General features: G+C 73.4%; 1 protein-coding gene. It reads left to right on the top strand.

What is annotated here, in order from left to right; all coding sequences use genetic code 11:
* The coding region (locus CVH10_RS22685; RefSeq protein WP_219925025.1) for a hypothetical protein at positions 1-252 on the top strand (252 nt) is incomplete at both ends.

Raw genomic sequence — 252 nt, forward strand, 5'->3', positions numbered from 1 at the left:
GGTGGTGGTCGACCTCGACAGCGGCCGGGCCCACCGGGTGCTCGACGGCGACCCCTCGACGCAACCGGACAAGAGCGTGACCGTGACCTATGACGGCAAGCCCCTGCGGCGCCCGGACGGGCGCGGCGTCGAGTTCGCCGCCGATGGCATCGCCCTCTCGCCCGATGGCCAGACGTTGGACTGGCAGGCGATCAAGGGCAAGACGCTCTGCCGCCTGCCCACCGAGCCCCTGGCGGGCGGCATCCCCACGGC

It is taken from the genome of Halomonas sp. ND22Bw (genome assembly GCF_003011945.1).
Taxonomy (GTDB): domain Bacteria; phylum Pseudomonadota; class Gammaproteobacteria; order Pseudomonadales; family Halomonadaceae; genus Halomonas; species Halomonas halophila.